Source organism: Streptomyces sp. NPDC050085, assembly GCF_044460595.1.
In the GTDB taxonomy this organism is placed as follows: domain Bacteria; phylum Actinomycetota; class Actinomycetes; order Streptomycetales; family Streptomycetaceae; genus Streptomyces.
Window position 1 is genome coordinate 167,699 of the sequence record NZ_JBITJZ010000015.1, and the last position, 15,457, is coordinate 183,155.

Here is a 15,457-nt window from a genome sequence, read left to right on the forward strand (position 1 = left end):
CACCGATGAGCCGAGAGACACCCGTCATCGGCGTCCTGGCACTCCAGGGCGACGTACGGGAGCACCTCGTCGCCCTGGCCGCGGCCGACGCCGTGGCCAGGCCGGTGCGGCGCCCCGAAGAACTGGCCGAGGTCGACGGCCTGGTCATCCCCGGCGGCGAGTCGACGACGATCTCCAAACTGGCCGAGCTCTTCGGCCTGTTGGAGCCGCTCCGCGCGCGCGTGCGCGCCGGTCTGCCCGTCTACGGCACGTGCGCCGGAATGATCATGCTGGCCGACAAGATCCTCGACCCGCGCTCGGGCCAGGAGACCATCGGCGGCATCGACATGATCGTGCGCCGCAACGCCTTCGGGCGGCAGAACGAGTCCTTCGAGGCGGCGGTCGACGTACAGGGCGTGGAGGGCGATCCTGTAGAGGGCGTCTTCATCCGCGCCCCGTGGGTGGAGTCCGTGGGCGCCGACGTCCAGGTGCTCGCCGAGCACGCGGGACACATCGTCGCCGTACGCCAGGGTGACGTCCTCGCGACGTCCTTCCATCCGGAGCTCACGGGTGACCACAGGATCCACGGTCTGTTCGTGGACATGGTCAGGGAGAAGGACGCGTCGGGTTCCTTGTAGGATCCATGGCGTTCGTTAAAGAGGTTGGTTACGCGAAGGAGACAGGCAGATGTCCGGCCACTCTAAATGGGCTACGACGAAGCACAAGAAGGCCGTGATCGACGCCAAGCGCGGCAAGCTCTTCGCGAAGATGATCAAGAACATCGAGGTCGCGGCCCGCACGGGCGGCGCCGATGTGTCCGGTAACCCGACCCTCTTCGACGCCATCCAGAAGGCCAAGAAGAGCTCGGTTCCGAACAAGAACATCGACTCGGCCGTCAAGCGTGGTGCCGGTCTCGAAGCCGGCGGCGCCGACTACGAGACGATCATGTACGAGGGCTACGGTCCGAACGGCGTCGCGGTGCTCATCGAGTGCCTCACCGACAACCGCAACCGTGCCGCCTCCGACGTGCGCGTCGCCATGACCCGCAACGGCGGCAACATGGCCGACCCGGGCTCCGTGTCGTACCTGTTCAACCGCAAGGGCGTCGTGATCGTCCCCAAGGGCGAGCTGTCCGAGGACGACGTCCTGGGCGCCGTGCTCGACGCGGGTGCCGAAGAGGTCAACGACCTGGGCGACACCTTCGAGGTGCTCTCCGAGGCCACCGACCTGGTCGCGGTCCGCACCGCCCTGCAGGAGGCCGGCATCGAGTACGACTCCGCCGAGGCCAACTTCGTCCCGACCATGCAGGTCGAGCTCGACGAAGAGGGCGCGCGCAAGATCTTCAAGCTGATCGACGCGCTCGAGGACAGCGACGACGTGCAGAACGTCTTCGCGAACTTCGACGTCTCCGACGAGGTCATGGAGAAGGTCGACGCCTGAGGCGCCATCAGCGACGGGCCGACGGGACACACCCCGTCGGCCCGTCGCTTTGTCAGTGGCAGCCGATAGCCTGCGGGAACAGGCAATCGAAGTTGGGGGCGTGGCGCGTGCGCGTACTGGGCGTGGACCCGGGGCTGACCCGGTGCGGTGTCGGCGTGGTCGAGGGGATCGCGGGCCGGCCCCTGACGATGCGCGGCGTCGGCGTCGTACGGACGCCCCCGGAGGCCGAGTTGGGCCACCGCCTCGTCGCCATCGAGCAGGGCATCGAGCAGTGGCTGGACGAGCACGAGCCCGAAGTCCTCGCCGTGGAGCGGGTGTTCAGCCAGCACAACGTGAGCACGGTCATGGGCACCGCCCAGGCCAGCGCGGTCGCCATGCTGTGCGCGTCGCGCCGCGGCATCCCCGTCGCCCTGCACACCCCCAGCGAGGTCAAGGCCGCCGTCACCGGCAGCGGCCGCGCCGACAAGGCCCAGGTGGGCGCCATGGTGACGCGGCTGCTGAGGCTCGACGCCCCGCCCAAGCCGGCCGACGCGGCGGACGCGCTCGCCCTGGCGATCTGCCACATCTGGCGCGCCCCCGCGCAGAACAGACTCCAGCAAGCCGTGGCACAGCACGCAGCTCACGCACCCAAAGCACTGAAAGGCCGTACCGCATGATCGCCTTCGTCAGCGGCTCCGTCGCCGCCCTCGCTCCCGACGCCGCGGTGGTCGAGGTCGGCGGTGTCGGCATGGCCGTCCAGTGCACGCCGAACACGCTGTCCACGCTCCGCATCGGCCAGCAGGCCAAGCTCGCCACCTCCCTCGTCGTACGCGAGGACTCGCTCACCCTGTACGGCTTCGCGGACGACGACGAGAAGCAGACGTTCGAGCTGCTGCAGACCGCCAGCGGCGTGGGCCCACGGCTGGCCCAGGCGATGCTCGCCGTGCACAGCCCCGACGCCCTGCGCCGCGCGGTCGCCACCGGAGACGAGAAGGCGCTGACGGCCGTCCCCGGCATCGGCAAGAAGGGCGCGCAGAAGCTGCTCCTGGAGCTGAAGGACCGGCTCGGCGAGCCCCTCGGCACCGGCGGGCCCGCCATCGGCACCGCGGTCACCAGCGGCTGGCGCGACCAGCTGCACGCCGCGCTCATCGGCCTCGGCTACGCGACCAGGGAGGCCGACGAGGCGGTGACGGCCGTGGCCCCGCAGGCCGAGGCCGCCGAGGGCACCCCGCAGGTGGGCCAGCTCCTGAAGGCCGCTCTGCAGACGCTGAACCGCACCCGCTAGCCGACCGACCCGCCCCTGACCACCCGTAACGCGAGGCGCAGAACATGAACTGGGACGAGACCACCGACGCCGCCGAGCCCCAGGCCGACCGGCTCGTCGGTGCGTCCGCCGACCGTGACGACCAGGCCGTCGAGGCGGCGCTGCGCCCCAAGGACCTCGGCGAGTTCATCGGCCAGGAGAAGGTCAGGGAGCAGCTCGACCTGGTGCTGCGTGCAGCCCGCGCGCGCGGCGCCACCGCCGACCACGTCCTGCTGTCCGGCGCCCCCGGCCTCGGCAAGACCACGCTCTCCATGATCATCGCGGCCGAGATGGGCGCCCCGATCCGCATCACCAGCGGCCCCGCGATCCAGCACGCGGGCGACCTGGCCGCGATCCTGTCCTCCCTTCAGGAGGGCGAGGTCCTCTTCCTCGACGAGATCCACCGCATGTCCCGGCCCGCCGAAGAGATGCTCTACATGGCGATGGAGGACTTCCGCGTCGACGTCATCGTCGGCAAGGGCCCCGGCGCCACCGCCATCCCGCTCGAGCTGCCCCCCTTCACCCTCGTCGGCGCCACCACGCGCGCGGGCCTGCTCCCGCCGCCGCTGCGCGACCGGTTCGGGTTCACGGCGCACATGGAGTTCTACGAGCCCCCGGAGCTGGAGCGGGTCATCCACCGCTCGGCGGGACTGCTCGACGTGGAGATCGACACGGCGGGCGCCGCCGAGATCGCCGGACGCTCCCGCGGCACCCCGCGCATCGCCAACCGCCTGCTGCGCCGCGTCCGCGACTACGCCCAGGTCAAGGCCGACGGCCACATCACCCGGGAGATCTCCGCCGCCGCGCTCGGCGTGTACGAGGTGGACGCCCGCGGCCTCGACCGCCTCGACCGCGCCGTCCTCGAGGCCCTGCTCAAGCTGTTCGGCGGCGGCCCGGTCGGCCTGTCGACGCTCGCCGTCGCCGTGGGGGAGGAGCGGGAGACGGTGGAAGAGGTGGCCGAGCCCTTCCTCGTACGGGAGGGTCTGCTGGCGCGCACGCCCCGGGGCCGGGTCGGCACTCCCGCCGCATGGGCCCACCTCGGACTCACCCCGCCCCAGGGAAAGCCGGGCACAAGTGGACAAGGGGACCTCTTCGGGGCGTGACGGCGCGGGTACTCGCCGGGGTTGGAACCCCGGTGCCATGCTGAGCGTTGTTCCCACAGTGCGGACTCGCTTAGACTCCGCCGACGTCGTCTTTCCGAAGACAGACCACCCCCGAACCCCAACAAGACCGCACCCGCATTCCGGCGCCGCGGTCGCCTGAAGGAAGTTTCACCCGTGAGTCTCGTGACCCTCCTCCCGTTCATCGTGCTCATCGGGGCCATGTTCCTGATGACCCGGTCTGCCAAGAAGAAGCAGCAGCAGGCCGCTTCGATGCGCAATGAAATGCAGCCCGGTTCCGGCGTCCGCACGATCGGCGGCATGTACGCCACGGTCAAGGAGGTCAACGAGGACTCGGTCCTCCTCGACGCGGGCCCCGGCGTCCACCTGATGTTCGCGAAGAACGCGATCGGCGCGGTGCTCTCGGACGAGGAGTACAACCGGATCGTGCACGGCGAGGACGCCGCCGATGACGACGACGAGCTGACCGACGGCGCCGTCGTGCCGGACGACGCGTCCTCCCTCACCGAGACCGACGAGACCGCCGACGACTCGCGCATCGACCTCGGCAAGAAGGACGAGGCGGACGAGGCCGACACGGCCCCCGTGGCCGAGAAGGCCGACGACGCCGAGCCGAAGAAGACCGACGGCGAGTCCGACGCGAAGTAGTCACGGCTGGAGCCGCGGGGCGACCGCTTGCGTCGCCGCGGTTCCGGTTCGTGCGTGACCCGCGCGGATTCTCGACCATTTCATGGCCGTCCGGCACGCATCCCCGATGCCGGGCGGATGGAGAGGGAGTACGAGAAGGTGGCCACACCTAAAAAGAGCCGAGGGGCAGGTGCCCAGAGCAAGCCGGGCCGTGCCTTGAGCCTCATCGTGATCATCATGGTGGCGCTCGTCGGCGGGATGTTCATCTCAGGGACGTTCACGCCGCGACTCGGCATCGACCTCGCGGGCGGCACCAGCATCACGCTGCAGGCCAAGAACGAGCCGGGCCAGTCCAAGAACGCGATCAACAAGACCAACATGGACACGGCGGCGGACATCATCAACCGCCGTGTCAACGGCATGGGTGTCTCCGAGGCCGAGGTCCAGACGCAGGGCAATGACAACATCATTGTCAACATCCCGCGTGGTACGAACCAGAAGCAGGCGCGCGAGCAGGTCGGCACGACCGCTCAGCTCTACTTCCGCCCCGTCCTGACGGCGGCCGCCGGCGCTCCGACGGGCACCACCCCGTCGACCAGCCCGTCCCCGAGCGCCTCGTCCAGCGGCAAGGCCACGGACAAGGCCACCGACAAGGCCACGGACAAGGCTTCGTCGTCCGCCACGCCGTCCTCCAGCGCCACCTCGCAGGGCCGCGCCGTCACCGACAGCCTCAAGGCGGACGCCACGCCGAGCTCGTCGGCGAGCGGCAAGTCCGACGACAAGGCCTCCTCGACGCCGTCCGCGAGCTCCACGCCGACCGCCGACGCCGCGACCACCGCCCTGGAGAAGAAGTTCACGGCGCTGGACTGCACCGACAAGGCGGCCCGCACGACGGTCAACGAGGGATCCAAGCCCGGCGACACGATCGTGGCGTGCGGCAAGGGCTCGCAGGGCCAGTGGGAGAAGTACATCCTCGGCCCGTCCGAGGTGAACGGCAAGGACGTCAAGAAGTCCCAGGCGGTCATCAACCAGCAGTCCGGCCAGTGGGTCGTCAACATGGACTTCACGGGCTCCGGCTCGAAGAAGTTCGCCGCGACGACCAGCAAGCTCAAGGACCAGCAGGACCCGATGAACCGCTTCGCCATCGTGCTCGACGGCGACGTGGTCTCCGCCCCCAGCGTCAGCTCGACGCTCAGCTCGAACGCCGAGATCTCCGGCAGCTTCACCCCGGAGTCCGCCAAGGACCTGGCCAACGTGCTGTCGTACGGCGCCCTGCCGCTGACCTTCCACGAGCAGAGCGTCACCACGGTGACCGCCGCGCTCGGCGGTGAGCAGCTGCACGCCGGTCTGATCGCGGGCGCCATCGGCCTCGCCCTCGTCGTCATCTACCTCGTGGTCTACTACCGCGGCCTGTCGCTCGTCGCGCTCGCCTCGCTGATCACCTCGGGCGTCCTGACGTACACCCTGATGACGCTGCTCGGCCCGGCCATCGGCTTCGCGCTGAACCTGCCGGCGGTGTGTGGTGCCATCGTGGCCATCGGTATCACCGCGGACTCGTTCATCGTGTTCTTCGAACGGATCCGGGACGAGATCCGCGAGGGCCGCTCGGTGCGGCCCGCCGTCGAGCGCGCCTGGCCGCGCGCCCGGCGCACGATCCTCGTCTCCGACTTCGTGTCGTTCCTCGCGGCCGCGGTGCTGTACGTGGTGACGGTCGGCAAGGTGCAGGGCTTCGCGTTCACGCTGGGTCTGACCACGCTGCTGGACGTCGTCGTCGTCTTCCTCTTCACGAAGCCGCTGATGACGCTCCTGGCCCGCAGGAAGTTCTTCGCGAGCGGACACAAGTGGTCCGGCCTCGACCCCAAGCGCCTCGGCGTCCAGCCCCCGCTGCGCCGCACCCGCCGCGCCGCCCGTCCTGTCGACACGAAGGAGGCGTGAGATGTCGAAACTCGGCCATCTCGGCGCCAAGCTCTACCGCGGTGAGGTCGGTTACGACTTCATCGGCAAGCGCAAGATCTGGTACGGCGTCTCGATCCTGATCACCATCACGGCCATCCTCGGCCTGGCGGTGCGCGGCCTGAACATGGGCATCGAGTTCGAGGGCGGCGCCGTCTTCACGACGCCGAAGACGTCCGTCTCCGCCTCCCAGGCGGAGAAGTACGCGGAGGACGCGTCCGGCCACGACGCGATCGTGCAGGAGCTCGGCACGGGCGGCCTGCGCATCCAGATCTCCGGCATCGACACCGACAAGTCGGACCAGATCAAGACGGACCTGTCCAAGGACCTGGGCATCGCCTCCGACAAGATCAACGCCGATCTGGTGGGCCCCAGTTGGGGTGACACGATCGCCAACAAGGCATGGCAGGGCCTGGCCATCTTCATGGTCCTCGTCGTGATCTACCTGGCGATCGCCTTCGAGTGGCGGATGGCGCTCGCGGCCCTCGTCGCACTGATCCACGACATCACCATCACCGTCGGGATCTACGCCCTGGTGGGCTTCGAGGTCACGCCGGGCACGGTGATCGGTCTGCTCACGATCCTCGGTTACTCGCTCTACGACACGGTCGTCGTCTTCGACTCCCTCAAGGAGCAGACGAAGGGCATCGAGAAGCAGACCCGCTGGACGTACAGCGACATCGCCAACCGCTCGATCAACAGCACCCTGGTCCGCTCGATCAACACCACGGTCGTGGCGCTCCTGCCCGTCGCGGGCCTGCTGTTCATCGGTGGCGGCTTCCTCGGCGCCGGCATGCTGAACGACATCTCCCTGTCGCTCTTCGTCGGCCTCGCCGCGGGTGCGTACTCGTCGATCTTCATCGCCACTCCGCTGGTCGCCGACCTCAAGGAGCGCGAGCCGAAGATGAAGGCGCTCAAGAAGCGCGTGCTCGCCAAGCGGGCCGCCGCAGCGGCGCAGGCCGACTCGGCCACCGTCGTGGGCCCGCAGGCCGGTGGCCCGCAGGACGACGAGCCCGCGGACGCCGCCCCGGCGGGCGCGGGACCGCGCAACCAGCCGTCCCGCAACCGCGGGCGCGGCCGCCCCTCGGGCAAGCGCCGCTGATCCGTCAGCCCCCGTACACGGGCGCCAGGAGCCGTCGAGGCCCTGGCGCCCGCGTCGTTCCCGGGCAGGGCCGACTGCTAGGGTTGTCGATCGCGCAAACCCCGCCGAATTCCCCCTGACACACGCCCTGAGGTGCAGCAATGACGGACATCAAGGAACTGCTCCTCAGCCGTATCCGGGACGTTCCCGACTACCCGGAGCCCGGCGTGCTGTTCAAGGACATCACCCCGCTCCTCGCGGACCCGGCGGCGTTCACCGCGCTCACCGACGCCCTCGCCGAGCTCTGCGTGCGCCACGGCGCCACCAAGGTCGTCGGCCTGGAGGCACGCGGCTTCATCCTGGGCGCCCCCGTCGCGCTCCGTGCGGGCCTCGGCTTCATTCCCGTACGCAAGGCGGGCAAGCTCCCCGGTGCGACGCTCTCGCAGTCGTACGACCTCGAGTACGGGTCCGCCGAGATCGAGGTGCACGCCGAGGACCTGGCGGCGGGCGACCGCGTCCTGGTCGTCGACGACGTGCTGGCCACCGGCGGCACCGCCGAGGCCGCCCTGCACCTGATCCGTCGCGCGGGCGCCGAGGTCGCGGGCGTCGCGGTCCTGATGGAGCTGGGCTTCCTGCCCGGCCGCGAGCGCCTGGCCCCCGTGCTCGAGGGCGCCCCGCTCGACGCGCTTCTGGTGGTGTGAAGCACCAGCTCACAGCCTTGGAGGTGGGCCCGGAGGAATCCGGCGCCCGCCTCTGGTGTTTCTTCCGTACGAAGGCGTCTCAGCGGCCGAATACGTTCGCAGGGCGCCGGATCGATACCATGGGCTCTCCGGGACCCGAACGGGGACCCGTCGCGCACGAGGAGCGCCGTTGCCAGACGAGGCCAAGCCACTCACCGCCGCCAAGCCCGACCAGCAGGCCGCCCAGGCCGCGGCGTCCTCCGGCGCGCCCGCGAAGAGCGCACAGCCCGTTCCGAAGAAGGACGGCAAGGCGGCCGAGCAGCCACGGCCCAAGCCCGCCGCCGAGCAGCCACGCCCCACGCCGCCACCGGCGACCACCTCCTCCAGGGCGGCCGCGAACCAGCCCGCGTCGCGTTCCGGCTCCTCGAACCGCGTCCGCGCCCGCCTGGCCCGCCTCGGCGTACAGCGCTCGAACCCGTACAACCCGGTCCTGGAGCCGTTGCTGCGGATAGTGCGCAGCAACGACCCGAAGATCGAGACGTCGACGCTGCGCCAGATCGAGCGCGCCTACCAGGTGGCCGAGCGCTGGCACCGCGGTCAGAAGCGCAAGAGCGGCGACCCGTACATCACGCACCCGCTGGCCGTCACGACGATCCTCGCCGAGCTCGGCATGGACCCGGCCACGCTCATGGCCGGTCTCCTCCACGACACCGTCGAGGACACCGAGTACGGCCTGGACACCCTGCGCCGCGACTTCGGCGACCAGGTCGCCCTGCTCGTCGACGGCGTGACCAAGCTGGACAAGGTCAAGTTCGGCGAGGCTGCGCAGGCCGAGACCGTGCGCAAGATGGTCGTCGCGATGGCGAAGGACCCGCGCGTCCTCGTCATCAAGCTCGCCGACCGCCTGCACAACATGCGCACCATGCGGTACCTCAAGCGCGAGAAGCAGGAGAAGAAGGCGCGCGAGACCCTCGAGATCTACGCGCCGCTCGCCCACCGCCTGGGCATGAACACCATCAAGTGGGAGCTGGAGGACCTCGCGTTCGCGATCCTCTACCCCAAGATGTACGACGAGATCGTGCGGCTCGTGGCCGAGCGCGCGCCCAAGCGCGACGAGTACCTGGCCATAGTGACCGACGAGGTGCAGTCCGACCTGCGCGCGGCCCGCATCAAGGCGACCGTCACCGGCCGCCCGAAGCACTACTACAGCGTCTACCAGAAGATGATCGTGCGAGGCCGCGACTTCGCCGAGATCTACGACCTGGTGGGCATCCGCGTCCTCGTCGACACGGTCCGCGACTGCTACGCGGCACTGGGCACCGTCCACGCCCGCTGGAACCCGGTTCCGGGGCGGTTCAAGGACTACATCGCGATGCCCAAGTTCAACATGTACCAGTCGCTGCACACGACGGTGATCGGCCCCAACGGCAAGCCCGTCGAGCTGCAGATCCGCACGTTCGACATGCACCGCCGTGCCGAGTACGGCATCGCCGCGCACTGGAAGTACAAGCAGGAGGCCGTCGCCGGCGCCTCCAAGGTGCGCAGTGACCAGCCGAAGGCCACCGGCAAGGACGACCACCTCAACGACATGGCGTGGCTGCGCCAGTTGCTCGACTGGCAGAAGGAGACCGAGGACCCGGGCGAGTTCCTGGAGTCCCTGCGCTTCGACCTGTCGCGCAACGAGGTCTTCGTGTTCACCCCGAAGGGCGACGTCATAGCGCTGCCGGCCGGGGCGACGCCGGTGGACTTCTCGTACGCGGTCCACACGGAGGTCGGCCACCGGACCATAGGAGCACGCGTCAACGGACGCCTGGTGCCCCTCGAATCCACCCTGGACAACGGCGACTTGGTGGAGGTCTTCACCTCCAAGGCCGAGGGCGCGGGCCCGTCCCGCGACTGGCTCGGCTTCGTCAAGTCGCCGCGCGCCCGCAACAAGATCCGTGCCTGGTTCTCCAAGGAGCGGCGCGACGAGGCGATCGAGCAGGGCAAGGACGCCATCGTCCGCGCCATGCGCAAGCAGAACCTGCCGATCCAGCGGATCCTCACCGGGGACTCGCTCGTCACGCTCGCGCACGAGATGCGCTACCCCGACATCTCGTCGCTCTACGCGGCCATCGGCGAGGGCCATGTCACGGCGCAGTCCGTCGTGCAGAAGCTCGTCCAGGCGCTCGGCGGCGAGGAAGCGGCCAGCGAGGACATCGCCGAGAGCGCACCGCCCTCGCGCGGCCGCTCCAAGCGCAGGTCCAACGCGGATCCGGGCGTCGTGGTCAAGGGCGTCGACGACGTCTGGGTCAAGCTGGCCCGCTGCTGCACCCCCGTCCCCGGCGACCCCATCATCGGCTTCGTCACGCGCGGCAGCGGCGTCTCGGTCCACCGCAGCGACTGCGTCAACGTGGAGTCGCTGTCCCGGGAGCCCGAGCGCATCCTCGAGGTCGAGTGGGCACCCACCCAGTCCTCGGTCTTCCTGGTCGCCATCCAGGTCGAGGCCCTGGACCGCTCGCGCCTGCTGTCGGACGTGACCCGGGTCCTGTCGGACCAGCACGTGAACATCCTGTCCGCGGCCGTCCAGACGTCGCGCGACCGGGTGGCCACGTCCCGCTTCACGTTCGAGATGGGCGACCCGAAGCACCTGGGTCATGTCCTCAAGGCCGTCAGGGGAGTCGAGGGCGTCTACGACGTGTACCGCGTGACGTCGGCCCGCAGGCCATAAGACGCCGTACGCACGTGAAGGGGCCCGGCACAGGATCTGTGCCGGGCCCCTTCACGTACAGGACAAGGAAGTCGGCGTCAGCCGCCGAACTCCTCCAGGCCCTTCAGCGCCGAGTCGAGCAGCGCCTGGCGGCCGTCCAGCTCCTTCTGGAGCTTGTCCGCCTTCGCGTTGTTGCCCTGCGAACGAGCCTGCTCGATCTGGCCCTTGAGCTTGTCGACGGCGGCCTGCAGCTGGCCCGTCAGACCCGCGGCACGCGCGCGTGCCTCCGGGTTCGTCCGACGCCACTCGGCCTCCTCGGACTCCTGCAGAGCGCGCTCGACCGCGTGCATCCGGCCCTCGACCTTCGGGCGGGCGTCCCGCGGCACGTGGCCGATGGCCTCCCAGCGCTCGTTGATCGAACGGAAGGCGGCGCGGGCCGACTTCAGGTCCTCGATCGGGAGCAGCTTCTCGGCCTCGTCGGCCAGCTCCTCCTTGAGCTTGAGGTTCTCGCCCTGCTCCGCGTCCCGCTCGGCGAAGACCGAGCTGCGCGCCGCGAAGAACACGTCCTGGGCGCCGCGGAAGCGGTTCCACAGATCGTCCTCGTGCTCGCGCTGCGCCCGGCCCGCGGCCTTCCAGTCCGTCATCAGCTCGCGGTAACGGGCCGCGGTGGCGCCCCAGTCCTGCGAGTTCGACAGGGACTCGGCCTCGGCGACCAGCTTCTCCTTGGCCTTGCGGGCGTCCTCGCGCTGCGCGTCCAGCGACGCGAAGTGCGCCTTGCGGCGCTTGGAGAACGCCGAGCGGGCGTGCGAGAAGCGGTGCCACAGCTCGTCGTCCGACTTCCGGTCGAGCCGGGGCAGGCCCTTCCAGGTGTCCACCAGGGCGCGCAGCCGCTCGCCGGCCGCCCGCCACTGCTCGGACTGGGCCAGCTCCTCCGCCTCGACGACGAGCGCCTCCTTGGAGTGCCGCGCCTCGTCGGACTGCTTGGCCTTCTGGACCTTGCGCTCCTCGCGACGCGACTCGACCGACTCCACGAGCTTGTCGAGCCGCTTGCCGAGGGCGTCCAGATCGCCGATCGCGTGCGCGTCGGTGACCTGCTCCCGCAGGTGCTCGATCGCGGTCGTGGCGTCCTTCGCCGACAGGTCGGTCGTCTGCACCCGGCGCTCGAGGAGCCCGATCTCGACGACCAGGCCGTCGTACTTGCGCTTGAAGTAGGCCAGGGCCTCGTCAGGGGATCCTGCCTGCCACGAACCGACTTCACGCTCCGTGCCGTCGGCCGAACGCACGTACACGGTCCCCGTCTCGTCGACGCGGCCCCACGGGTCGCTGCTCACAGCGCCTCCTCCACATGATGCCTGCGGGGGACTCGTGGGCCCCCGGGCATCGTCCACAGTTTCGTCACGGCCAACATAGGCGACCGGCAGGGATGCTGTCCGCATCCCGCGCGACCGAAGTTTGGCAGCGGGCAGGTCAGGACTTGGTCACGGTCGCCTTGTTGATCACCACGGTCGCGTTCGGCGCGGTGTTGCCCGTGGTCTGGTCGGCGGGCTGCGCGCCCGCCTTGGCGATCTTGTTCAGGACCTTCATGCCGGAATCGGAGATGGTTCCGAACGGGGTGTACGTCGCCGGCAGCTTGCTGTCCTTGTAGACGAGGAAGAACTGGCTGCCGCCGGTGTGCTTCTGCCCGGTGTTCGCCATCGCGACCGTGCCCGCCGGGAACGTGTACAGCTGCGTCCCCTGCTGCTTCTCCGCCTTCTTCAGGGAGGCGTCCGTCAGGTTCTCGTCCGGGATCGTGTACCCGGGGCCGCCCTGTCCGGTGCCCGTCGGGTCGCCGCACTGCAGGACGTAGATGCCCTCGGTGGTCAGGCGGTGGCACTTCGTGTGGTCGAAGAAGCCCTTGTCCGCCAGGTACTTGAACGAGTTCACCGTGTGCGGGGCGGCCGACGCCTTCAGGTCGATGCCGATGTCACCGCACGTCGTGGCCAGCTTCATCGCGTAGTCCGCGGACTTGTCGATGGTGACCGCGGGCTCCTTCTTCCACGTCGCCGTCTTCGCCTTGCCCTCGGCGGGCTTCCCGCACGGGTCCGGAGCCTTCGACGCCGACGGGCTCGCGCTCGGCTCGGAACCCGCCGTGTCCTTCTTGTCGTCGCTCTTGAACGCCCCGGCGGCGTACGCGCCACCGGTGCCCAGGACGGCGACCGCGAGCACCGAGGCGATCACGGTGTTGCGGGTGCGCGCCTTGCGTCGCGCGGACTCGCGCCGCTGCTGCTGGCGCAGGAACTTCTCCCGGGCGAGCTGACGCTGCCGCTGATCCTTCGTGACCACCGGTTGTTCTCCTCGTACGTCTCGTGACCTTGGTTGCGGGCCGTCCTATGGTGCCCCGTACCGTATATGGGTTCGCTGTGGAATCGGCAGCGCCGGTAGGCTCTGATCTGCCGCATTGCCGCACTACGACGACAGATGAAGGACGATCGTGCTGATTGCCGGGTTCCCCGCCGGGGCCTGGGGCACCAATTGTTATCTGGTTGCCCCCGCCGCGGGTGAGGAGTGCGTGATCATCGACCCGGGCCACCAGGCCGCCGAGGGAGTCGAGGAAGCGCTGAAGAAGCACCGGCTGAAGCCGGTCGCCGTCATCCTCACGCACGGGCACATCGACCATGTCGCCTCGGTCGTCCCGGTCTGCGGAGCACACGACGTCCCGGCGTGGATCCACCCCGACGACCGCTACATGATGAGCGACCCGGAGAAGGGCATCGGCCGCTCCATCGGGATGCCGCTCATGGGCGAGATCACGGTGGGGGAGCCGGACGACGTGCGGGAGCTGACGGACGGCGCCGCGCTGAAGCTGGCCGGACTCGACTTCTCCGTCTCCCATGCGCCCGGCCATACCAAGGGGTCGGTGGCCTTCCGGATGCCCGAGACGACGGAGATCCCGTCGGTGTTCTTCTCGGGCGACCTGCTGTTCGCCGGCTCCATCGGACGCACCGACCTTCCCGGTGGCTCCATGGACGACATGCTCGAATCGCTGGCCCGTGTGTGCCTGCCGCTCGACGACTCGACCGTGGTGCTCTCCGGGCACGGCTCCCAGACGACCATCGGCCAGGAGCGCGCCACCAACCCGTATCTGCGGCAGGTGGCAGCCGGCGGCCAGGGGGACCCGACCCGGGCCCCCCGACGAGGAATGTGAAGAGACTTCTCCCGTGAGCACCTTTCAGGCCCCCAAGGGCACGTACGACCTGATTCCGCCGGACTCCGCGAAGTACCTCGCGGTGCGCGAGGCGATCTCCGGGCCCCTGCGCAACTCCGGCTACGGCTACATCGAGACGCCCGGCTTTGAGAACGTCGAGCTGTTCGCGCGCGGTGTCGGTGAGTCCACCGACATCGTCACCAAGGAGATGTACGCCTTCGAGACCAAGGGCGGCGACCGGCTCGCCCTGCGCCCCGAGGGCACCGCCTCCGTGCTGCGCGCGGCCCTGGAGGCCAACCTGCACAAGGCCGGCAACCTCCCCGTCAAGCTCTGGTACTCGGGCTCGTACTACCGCTACGAGCGCCCGCAGAAGGGTCGCTACAGGCACTTCTCCCAGGTCGGAGCCGAGGCGATCGGGGCCGAGGACCCGGCCCTGGACGCCGAGTTGATCATCCTGGCCGACCAGGCGTACCGCTCGCTCGGCCTGCGCAACTTCCGCATCCTCCTCAACTCGCTGGGCGACAAGGAGTGCCGCCCGGTGTACCGGGAGGCGCTGCAGACCTTCCTGCGCGGCCTCGACCTCGACGAGGAGACCCTGCGCCGCGCGGAGATCAACCCGCTGCGCGTCCTCGACGACAAGCGGGCCGACGTCCAGAAGCAGCTCGTCGGCGCGCCCTCGCTGCGCGACTACCTGTGCGACGCGTGCAAGGCGTACCACGAGCAGGTGCGCGAGCTGCTGCTCGCCGAGGGCGTCGCCTTCGAGGACGACGAGAAGCTCGTCCGCGGCCTGGACTACTACACCCGTACGACCTTCGAGTTCGTCCACGACGGTCTGGGCTCCCAGTCCGCGGTGGGCGGCGGCGGCCGCTACGACGGCCTGTCCGAGATGATCGGCGGCCCCTCGCTGCCGTCCGTCGGCTGGGCACTCGGCGTCGACCGCACGGTCCTCGCCCTGGAGGCGGAGGGCGTCGAGCTCGAACTGCCCGCCACCACCTCGGTGTTCGCGGTGCCGCTCGGCGACGAGGCGCGCCGCGTCCTCTTCACCAAGGTGACGCAGCTGCGCAAGGCCGGGATCTCGGCGGACTTCTCGTTCGGCGGCAAGGGCCTCAAGGGCGCGATGAAGAACGCGAACAGGTCGGGCGCCCGGTACACGATCGTCGCCGGTGAGCGGGACCTGGCCGAGGGCGTCGTGCAGCTCAAGGACATGGAGTCCGGCGAGCAGGCCGCGGTCGCGGTGGACGAGATCGTGGCTGTGCTGAAGGCGAAGCTGGCATAAGTCGGCCACTGCGGCGTTCGAGGAGCGGGGTGGGGGGGGGGGGCCCCCCCCCCCCCCCCCCACAACCCCCCCCCCCCCCCCCCCCCCCGGCCCGCCCCCCCCCCCCCCCCCCCCCCCCCCCCCCCCCCCCCCCCCCCCCCCCCCC

Annotated in this window: 14 protein-coding genes; 12 read left to right on the forward strand and 2 right to left on the reverse strand. The window is 69.8% G+C overall.

Features of this window, described 5'->3' with window-relative positions:
- Nucleotides 1-5 precede the first annotated feature (5 nt).
- From pdxT to ACIBUY_RS36355, 10 genes are all read left to right on the forward strand, one after another.
- The gene (gene pdxT / locus ACIBUY_RS36310) at nucleotides 6-617 is read left to right on the forward strand and encodes a pyridoxal 5'-phosphate synthase glutaminase subunit PdxT (RefSeq protein ID WP_399154912.1); all 612 of its coding nucleotides are present in this window, start codon (nucleotides 6-8) and stop codon (nucleotides 615-617) included.
- Nucleotides 618-666: 49 nt separating this feature from the next.
- Nucleotides 667-1,419 (forward strand): YebC/PmpR family DNA-binding transcriptional regulator, encoded by a 753-nt coding sequence (locus tag ACIBUY_RS36315; protein WP_365573508.1) that lies wholly within the window; start codon nucleotides 667-669, stop codon nucleotides 1,417-1,419.
- Nucleotides 1,420-1,526: 107 nt separating this feature from the next.
- Nucleotides 1,527-2,075, forward strand: coding sequence for a crossover junction endodeoxyribonuclease RuvC (gene ruvC / locus ACIBUY_RS36320; RefSeq protein WP_365573505.1), 549 nt, complete (start codon nucleotides 1,527-1,529; stop codon nucleotides 2,073-2,075).
- On the forward strand, nucleotides 2,072-2,683 hold the full coding sequence (gene ruvA, locus ACIBUY_RS36325) for a Holliday junction branch migration protein RuvA (RefSeq protein ID WP_365573502.1): 612 nt from the start codon (nucleotides 2,072-2,074) through the stop codon (nucleotides 2,681-2,683). Before ruvC ends, ruvA begins: the two co-directional genes overlap by 4 nt.
- Before the next feature lie 44 nt (nucleotides 2,684-2,727).
- Nucleotides 2,728-3,804, forward strand: coding sequence for a Holliday junction branch migration DNA helicase RuvB (gene ruvB, locus ACIBUY_RS36330; protein ID WP_365573499.1), 1,077 nt, complete (start codon nucleotides 2,728-2,730; stop codon nucleotides 3,802-3,804).
- A 174-nt stretch (nucleotides 3,805-3,978) separates the two neighbouring features.
- A complete protein-coding gene (yajC, locus tag ACIBUY_RS36335; protein WP_365573496.1) occupies nucleotides 3,979-4,470 on the forward strand; it encodes a preprotein translocase subunit YajC in 492 nt (163 codons plus the stop codon).
- Nucleotides 4,471-4,608: 138 nt separating this feature from the next.
- Nucleotides 4,609-6,384, forward strand: a complete 1,776-nt coding sequence (gene secD, locus ACIBUY_RS36340) for a protein translocase subunit SecD (RefSeq protein ID WP_399154913.1) — start codon at nucleotides 4,609-4,611, stop codon at nucleotides 6,382-6,384.
- A gap of 1 nt (nucleotide 6,385) precedes the next feature.
- Nucleotides 6,386-7,504, forward strand: a complete 1,119-nt coding sequence (secF, locus tag ACIBUY_RS36345; protein ID WP_399154914.1) for a protein translocase subunit SecF — start codon at nucleotides 6,386-6,388, stop codon at nucleotides 7,502-7,504.
- Between the two features lie 140 nt (nucleotides 7,505-7,644).
- Nucleotides 7,645-8,184: an adenine phosphoribosyltransferase gene (locus ACIBUY_RS36350; RefSeq protein WP_365573490.1), complete on the forward strand. Its 540-nt coding sequence runs from the start codon at nucleotides 7,645-7,647 to the stop codon at nucleotides 8,182-8,184.
- A gap of 169 nt (nucleotides 8,185-8,353) precedes the next feature.
- Nucleotides 8,354-10,873 (forward strand): bifunctional (p)ppGpp synthetase/guanosine-3',5'-bis(diphosphate) 3'-pyrophosphohydrolase, encoded by a 2,520-nt coding sequence (locus ACIBUY_RS36355; RefSeq protein WP_365573487.1) that lies wholly within the window; start codon nucleotides 8,354-8,356, stop codon nucleotides 10,871-10,873.
- 77 nt (nucleotides 10,874-10,950) lie between these two features.
- On the opposite strand, the gene ACIBUY_RS36360 is transcribed toward ACIBUY_RS36355, so the two are convergent.
- Both ACIBUY_RS36360 and ACIBUY_RS36365 read right to left on the reverse strand, forming a co-directional pair.
- Complete coding sequence (locus tag ACIBUY_RS36360; protein ID WP_365573484.1) at nucleotides 10,951-12,183, reverse strand: DUF349 domain-containing protein; 1,233 nt, start codon at nucleotides 12,181-12,183, stop codon at nucleotides 10,951-10,953.
- A gap of 136 nt (nucleotides 12,184-12,319) precedes the next feature.
- Nucleotides 12,320-13,174, reverse strand: coding sequence for a peptidylprolyl isomerase (locus tag ACIBUY_RS36365; RefSeq protein ID WP_365573481.1), 855 nt, complete (start codon nucleotides 13,172-13,174; stop codon nucleotides 12,320-12,322).
- Nucleotides 13,175-13,322: 148 nt separating this feature from the next.
- On the opposite strand from ACIBUY_RS36365, the gene ACIBUY_RS36370 reads away from it, so the two are divergent.
- Nucleotides 13,323-14,036, forward strand: a complete 714-nt coding sequence (locus ACIBUY_RS36370; protein ID WP_365573479.1) for an MBL fold metallo-hydrolase — start codon at nucleotides 13,323-13,325, stop codon at nucleotides 14,034-14,036.
- Between the two features lie 13 nt (nucleotides 14,037-14,049).
- Nucleotides 14,050-15,312: a histidine--tRNA ligase gene (hisS, locus tag ACIBUY_RS36375; RefSeq protein ID WP_365573476.1), complete on the forward strand. Its 1,263-nt coding sequence runs from the start codon at nucleotides 14,050-14,052 to the stop codon at nucleotides 15,310-15,312.
- The last annotated feature ends 145 nt before the right edge of the window (nucleotides 15,313-15,457 follow it).

Excerpts from the sequence above, each read along its gene's own strand:
- pdxT (WP_399154912.1), top strand. The coding sequence starts at position 6 with ATGAGCCGAGAGACACCCGTCATCGGCGTCCTGGCACTCCAGGGCGAC.
- ACIBUY_RS36315 (WP_365573508.1), top strand. The coding sequence starts at position 667 with ATGTCCGGCCACTCTAAATGGGCTACGACGAAGCACAAGAAGGCCGTG.
- ruvA (WP_365573502.1), top strand. The coding sequence starts at position 2,072 with ATGATCGCCTTCGTCAGCGGCTCCGTCGCCGCCCTCGCTCCCGACGCC.
- ruvB (WP_365573499.1), top strand. The coding sequence starts at position 2,728 with ATGAACTGGGACGAGACCACCGACGCCGCCGAGCCCCAGGCCGACCGG.
- secF (WP_399154914.1), top strand. The coding sequence starts at position 6,386 with ATGTCGAAACTCGGCCATCTCGGCGCCAAGCTCTACCGCGGTGAGGTC.
- ACIBUY_RS36350 (WP_365573490.1), top strand. The coding sequence starts at position 7,645 with ATGACGGACATCAAGGAACTGCTCCTCAGCCGTATCCGGGACGTTCCC.